At 37.2% G+C, this 6301-nt stretch carries 7 protein-coding genes; 2 read left to right on the top strand and 5 right to left on the bottom strand.

Annotated elements, in window-relative coordinates; genetic code table 11:
• Positions 1–166 precede the first annotated feature (166 nt).
• A complete protein-coding gene (locus ACG9ZB_RS16285) occupies positions 167–451 on the top strand; it encodes a hypothetical protein (RefSeq protein ID WP_004871868.1) in 285 nt (94 codons plus the stop codon).
• Here the strand turns inward: ACG9ZB_RS16285 and ACG9ZB_RS16280 are convergent.
• The 3 genes from ACG9ZB_RS16280 to ACG9ZB_RS16270 all read right to left on the bottom strand — a co-directional run bounded on the left by ACG9ZB_RS16280 (position 448) and on the right by ACG9ZB_RS16270 (position 3274).
• Positions 448–744: a hypothetical protein gene (locus ACG9ZB_RS16280; RefSeq protein ID WP_419326760.1), complete on the bottom strand. Its 297-nt coding sequence runs from the start codon at positions 742–744 to the stop codon at positions 448–450. The two genes, ACG9ZB_RS16285 and ACG9ZB_RS16280, sit on opposite strands and share 4 nt — an antisense overlap.
• Complete coding sequence (gene repM / locus ACG9ZB_RS16275) at positions 741–1670, bottom strand: replication initiation protein RepM (RefSeq protein ID WP_004871874.1); 930 nt, start codon at positions 1668–1670, stop codon at positions 741–743. Before repM ends, ACG9ZB_RS16280 begins: the two co-directional genes overlap by 4 nt.
• 902 nt (positions 1671–2572) lie before the next feature.
• Positions 2573–3274 (bottom strand): VIT1/CCC1 transporter family protein, encoded by a 702-nt coding sequence (locus tag ACG9ZB_RS16270; RefSeq protein ID WP_419326761.1) that lies wholly within the window; start codon positions 3272–3274, stop codon positions 2573–2575.
• A gap of 344 nt (positions 3275–3618) precedes the next feature.
• Between ACG9ZB_RS16270 and ACG9ZB_RS16265 the strand changes: the two genes are divergently transcribed.
• Entirely contained in the window at positions 3619–4236 is a 618-nt protein-coding gene (locus ACG9ZB_RS16265; protein WP_419286675.1) for a cytochrome b/b6 domain-containing protein, read from the top strand.
• A gap of 512 nt (positions 4237–4748) precedes the next feature.
• Here the strand turns inward: ACG9ZB_RS16265 and ACG9ZB_RS16260 are convergent.
• Entirely contained in the window at positions 4749–5219 is a 471-nt protein-coding gene (locus ACG9ZB_RS16260) for a hypothetical protein (RefSeq protein ID WP_309220556.1), read from the bottom strand.
• Positions 5216–6169 carry a MobQ family relaxase gene (mobQ, locus tag ACG9ZB_RS16255; RefSeq protein WP_419326759.1) on the bottom strand — a complete coding sequence of 318 codons (954 nt, stop codon included), beginning with the start codon at positions 6167–6169 and terminating at the stop codon, positions 5216–5218. Before mobQ ends, ACG9ZB_RS16260 begins: the two co-directional genes overlap by 4 nt.
• Positions 6170–6301 lie beyond the last annotated feature (132 nt).

The raw sequence follows: 6301 nt of genomic DNA, 5'->3' as shown, positions 1-6301 counted from the left end.
CAGTTTTTTGGGGTTAAGGGGTGTCCCCTTGCGCAACTTTGACTTGAACTTTGTTCAAGTCGTAAGTGCGCATTTCATGAAAAACACGATAGCATATTACCCGCTTGAATTTCAATTCATAGGATCTTATGCTTGAGTGGTTTTCTATATTCCGAAATTAACCGTTATGACTAAATCTGCTGAAAATATCGAAAAGAAAATTGAAGCCCAGTTAGAGAAGCTGAAACAGTTAAAAGCACAGAAACAGGCTATTGAAGCAAGAGAACGTACCAAAAAGAAAGAACAGGAGCGCAAGGATGATACTCGGCGTAAAATTTTGCTCGGTTCTTACTTGATTAAGAAAATGCAGGCAAATGAAGCCAATAAAGAAAAAATACTCGCTGAACTCAACGAATATTTAACAGAAAATAGAGATCGACAGCTTTTTGATTTACCCGACATTGAAGCCTAATTTTTCTTCGCTGTTTGATTGTTTTGTTCGGCTTGATACTCTGGAATGAGCGTATTTAAAACCTTTTGAATATTGTCCTTGTCTTCTATCTGTAAATTATCTCGATAGTAAATTAAGTCCTGTATTTTGCTTTCCATCTGCATTTTTTCGGTGGGTTCGGCATTTTTGGATAGTCGGGATAATAGGAAGATATAACCACATATATTTTCCCTCGCAATTTCATAGTTTACGATGTCGAGGTATTCAACGGTCACATGTTTTAGATCGGTTGATAGGTTATTTAATTTGATCATGGCTGAAATCCTGATTTTTCTAATATTGGATAAAGCTCTCTGAATTTTTCAGGCTCTAAAAGCATATCAGCGATACGAATAGCAAATTGTTGGTAGCTTTCTGTACCTTGTGAATATTTCCCCATTTCAGGCATTTCTGACATTTTATTGGCAAATAAATGGCGTTGTGCATCGGTCATTTTTATAAAAAAATCAGGCGTGTTTGGATCTCTTTTTGCTTCAACTTTTGGCTGTTGTTTTTGCTTAAATTTGAAAGAAAAACCTGAAATGATCCGTCCTTTTTTATGCTGTTCATACGTTACAGTAATATCAGTATGCTCATTAATTTGTTTAATTGATGGTTCAAGCACACGCTTTTTAAAGTCACTCATGGCGGTGTATTCACTATCAACAAGACCTAATCTGTTTCTAAACTCACTAAGTTCTAGTTGTGGAACTTTTCCAACTTCACGCCAAGCAATCAGCAATTCATAAAGCCTAGTGGCGTATTTACTGGTTAGGTGAGCAACTTGTTTAGCTTCATATTTTGTAAAGTGTTCTTCCAATCGTGTGATTAAAGGCACTACATCAGGAGCAAAAGTAATTTCTAACAATGCTAGGTCATCTACATAAAATATACGGCTTACCCAGCGAGATCGAACAATGCCGACTTTGCCTGTTTTTTTATATTCGGCTGTATAACTAAATTGACGATTAAACAGATTATTTACAGCTTCTCTCAAAGCTTTATATGACGCATCGGCAGATACATTGAATAGCTTGGCGTAATCACTAGCATGTATTTCCAGTTTACTATCCGCAGTGATTCCTTGTCCCGATTCTCTAGCATTAATGATAGCTAGCATGATCAACCGTTGTTCCGTTAGCTCTAGGTTGTAACTGGCATTTATTAGAGCATTATCTTTCACGACTAAACTATTTTTCATAAGAAGAACTTATTATTATCTAATTAAAGGACAATGTAATCTAATATCTTTTTAAGGTCAATATTTATAATGTCCTTTAATTAAGAGCAAATGTCCTTTTATACAAGAGCAAATGTCCGTTTATACAAGAGCAAATGTCCGTTTATACAAGAGCAAATGTCCGTTTATATAGTCTGTAACACTTACTACACAAGGGTTTCAACCTTTCTAAAAGCATTAAAAGCTTTAAAAATAATTAAAAGCCTTTCGAGAGGGGAGTGCAAACTGCCCTAGGTACTCGCTAAAGCTCGTACTCTATTGAAGCTCGTTCCTCGCTTCGTGGGGCAGTTTTTAGTTAATCCTGTTTGTGAAATCTAAAAGCAAAAGCATTTGTAATGTATTCGCTTCGCTCATACTTTTTGAAAAGCAAAAGCTCCAAAGTTCGCACCCATTCGGGATGCTCTGTACCTACCGTTTAAAATCGAAAGGGGGCTTGTAATCAGAGAAAAGGCGAGGGCGAAATTTTGATGATGCTCAATCGCTCGTAGACACTCGCTCGGTTCTTATTATCTAGGTTTTAATTATTTACTGGAGCTAATCAAAGTTGTGAAACATTGCTTAAATAATAGGCGTGGAACGTGAAAAATAAAAGAAAAAGCCCAATCGGGAAGGATTGGGCTTTTTACATCAACATAAAACACAGAATTTTAAAGAGAAATGAAGAGTATTTCGTATAAGGTGTATTATGTTAATTTTAAAAATCTTTGAAGCAGATGATTGAGTATCTTAGTTTTGACCTCTAATCAGGTTAGATCATATGTAATATAAGTATCTAAAAGTTAGGAGAACTCATGAATAATAACTACTCAAAACCTATAATAATTTATTGGATTAAAATATTGTGATCAGATACACAAAGTATATTAGGTCACAGCAACATTAAATAGTGATCCGATCCAAGCACTGAATAACATTGCGACAATTCCCCAAATCATAACCCGAACAGAACCTCTCCAGATACTTACACCGCCAGCATAACTCGCCAATGCTCCCATAATTCCGAGAGTTAAAACGCCAATCAGCATGACACCTTTATCTAAATATTGTTCAGGCAGAAGCATCATTGAAATTAAAGGAAATAATGAACCTACAGAAAATGCGAGGGCTGAAGAAGATGCCGCTAGAAATGGCTTGGCAGAGGTATGATCTGAAATGCCAATTTCATCACGAGCATGTGCATCTAAAGCATTATGCATAGTTAGTTGTTTAGCGACATCTTCAGCTAAAGTTGGTTCTAAACCACGTTGTATATAAATATTTTTTAGTTCTTGCAGTTCATGTTCAGGATGGAGTTTTAACTCACGTGCCTCCATTTTCAGATCATTTTTTTCAATATCTTGTTGTGATTTAACGGAAATATATTCACCTGCAGCCATTGAAGCCGCCCCAGAAATTAATCCCGCAACACATGTTACTAATAATGTTTGAGAAGAAGCACCACTGGCTGCTATTCCGACTACTAGGCTTGTTACAGAAATAATCCCATCATTAGCCCCTAGTACAGCCGCACGTAGCCACCCTGACCGTTCAATATAATGTTTTTCGATATGATAAGAATGGCGCACAATATAGTCCCTTGCTGTTATCAGAATGATTATAGTAAATATTTTATCTGTAAACCTTAATTGAGCTAGACAATAGAGAATATAAGTCACTACTGATGCATATCCATTACATTTAAAATAACCTTGTTTAATAATGGGTGTTATACGTATTAAAAAAACCGACTCCAATGTTCAGGCTTCGTATAATCCATATTAAGCTAATGGTAGACAAAATTAATATTCACATGATCTTCCAATTTTAAAATTGCGCTCTAATGAGCGCAATTTTTTTGACTGTATTTTTAATATTAACCTCAGCTTGAGCTGCTATTCTGCAACTAAAATACAGTCAACAAAGGTTTTTTATGGCTCAGAACACAGCAACATCTTCTACAGATTTACTGATTCGATTTCTGCATATCGTCATTATTTTGAGCTTTACTGGGGCTTATCTCACGGGGGATGCAGAAGAATGGCATCAAGTGCATATGGCGTTTGGCTATACACTTGGTATTAGCCTGATATTAAGAATTTTATGGCAGTTTCTTGCTTCTCGATTTGCTCATACTCAGCCTTCAGGGGCGAGCCGTCGATTTAATGTGATCAAGCCATTTGTGCAGCGCTATTGGGCGCAACCGCAGCAATGGCTTTCCCCAGCATTTTTAAAAGCAGCCAGTTCCAGCCTGTTTCAGCTGAGCATACTGGGTGTTTTTTGCCTGATGCCCTTAACTGTACTGGCAGGCTTTTTAACAGACTATACGCATAGCCACAGTTTAAAAGAAGTGCATGAACTATTCGCAAATCTGTTTTTAGCTACTGTATTACTACACTTGACAGCACTGACACTGAATAGTGTTCTACTTAAAAAATGGCTAGCAAAGCGTATGTTTTGGGGGACACAATCACATTCATGGTTCACCCTGTTTGCTTCAGTCCTTTCACTAGGTGTGTTGGTCGCTTTCTGGTTTTGGTATTTTAGCTAAGCTTTTATGAGAGCAACACAGATGAAGCTCTATTTAACATAATGGTAGTTATACGAAATTTGATTGATTTTTACTAAAACACTATTTGAAAATATAAAAAAAAGCCCAGTCATGGAATACTGGGTTATGGAAACTCAAATAAGGATTTATATTTTATAAAGTATTTAAAAAACCATAAAAAAACTATGGTTTTTTTTGTATAAACTTGCTTGTTGTCTCTACTTCATTGAATACTTCAAATTTTTTCCGATCATTATCGAGTTTAACAACGAGAGCTAAAATAAAAATCATTATTATAAAAGCTAGGAAAATCAAATACCTTCTCATTATTAATTCCACTATCAGTGCTATAAAGTATGCTTCCCTATAGCAAATAGATAGGACATAAAGAATGAAAAGTAAAGCTCGATACTTTGAGACATGGCTATTGCCATATCTCAAAGTCGAGCCACTTTGCGATATTCGGTAGCAATAAGATTAAGAAAAGAACCGAGCAAAGTACTTGCCAGTATTTATTTAGGGTCAATAACACAGTAATCCTTATTCGTTCCATGACAGTCATTTTTCATAACTCGGACACAAGATTTATCATTACAATTTCTAATATCTAAATTATATCTTTGTTCTAGCCACGCTGCCTCTGCACGACGTTCCTTGATCTCATCAAAACTTGGAATGAATAAAAATATAAAAGACAGGAAAACCAGTACCAGACTAAGGAAAATTGCACACAACAAGGCAATGAATCTGTAGTTCAATTTGTCGGTAGCTTTGTCTAGTTCATGAATACGACCTTGAAGGGCACGTATAGCTTCCTGATTTGCGTTATTTAGGGTCTTTTTGCTTTGTTCTAGTACCCCACTAGCTACTTTGTTGTAAAACGTCTCTAATCGCTTGTTATCGTCTGCTATAGCTTCTCTATATTCTTTCATAGAGGCTAATAGAATATACAACTGATCATCTAAATCATTTTGGCTGCTCATAGCGATGGTCCACTTCTCTTCATGCTCTTGCGGTGTTTCTGCTTCATGGCTTGTTCTTGCTGTAGTTTCAATTGCTGTTTGCGTTCCAGTTCTAGGCGTTTAACTTCCTGTTCTTTCTTCCATTGCTCAAAGCCTTGCTCAACACGATTGAATCCTTGTTCTAAGGTCTTTTCTTTATGCTGTTGTTTGTTTTGGAGCTGTTGGCTGTTCTGCTGTTTAATCGTGTCGTTGAAACGACTGATCTCAGTATCTATGCCTTTCCTGCGCATCTGCGTGACCTTGCTACCCTCATGGATAGTGGCTTGTAGCTGATTACCTTGATCGGCATAGCTGCGGTGGTCGATTCTTTCCCGATACCCTGCATGTTCGAGGGCATGATTCGCTAGGTTTGCCCAGGTGGAGCGGATCTGTTTAATTTCTTCCTGGCTTGTTCCCATGCCCAATGTTTTTCTTTTGGTATTACTTAATTCAATATCGGCTTTATCCTTAAGAACTAAATTCTGCTTTGGATCTAATTCGGCCTTGCGCGTTGTCAGTAAGATATGTGCATGATGGTTTTTATCACTGCCATTCTGACTAGGCGCATGAATGGCTAAATCCGCAATCACGCCATAACGGTCTACTAAAGATTGCGCAAACTCTTTGGCCAGTTCTTTTCGTTGTTCCTCATCTAATTCATCAGGTAAAGCAATCACCCATTCACGTGCTGTTCGTGCATCTTTTCGGTTCTCTGATTTTTCTGCCATATTCCAGACTTGGCTTCGGTCTAATTCGGCATCCAAATTAGAAATAATTTCGGTATAAACCACACCTTCTTTTCTCGTAAAGTCGTGCGTTAATCCTGTCCGTTCATCTTTTAATTTTTCTCCTGCACGATAAGCCATAGAAGCAACCGCAGTTCGTCCTGAACTTCGGTTAACGGTCTTCGTCGTACAGTGATAAATTGCCATGCCTTAGCCTTGTGATGGTTTTGCTTTTTGCTTTTAAAAATTGCGTAGCAGTTTTTTGGGGTTAAGGGGTGTCCCCTTGCGCAACTTTGACTTGAACTTTGTTCAAGTCGTAAGTGCGCATTTCATGAAAAA

This window comes from Acinetobacter johnsonii (genome assembly GCF_048551975.1).
GTDB classification, from domain to species: domain Bacteria; phylum Pseudomonadota; class Gammaproteobacteria; order Pseudomonadales; family Moraxellaceae; genus Acinetobacter; species Acinetobacter johnsonii_A.
The sequence above is the reverse complement of the archived record's forward strand: the minus strand, read 5'-3'. Positions and strand labels throughout refer to the sequence as shown.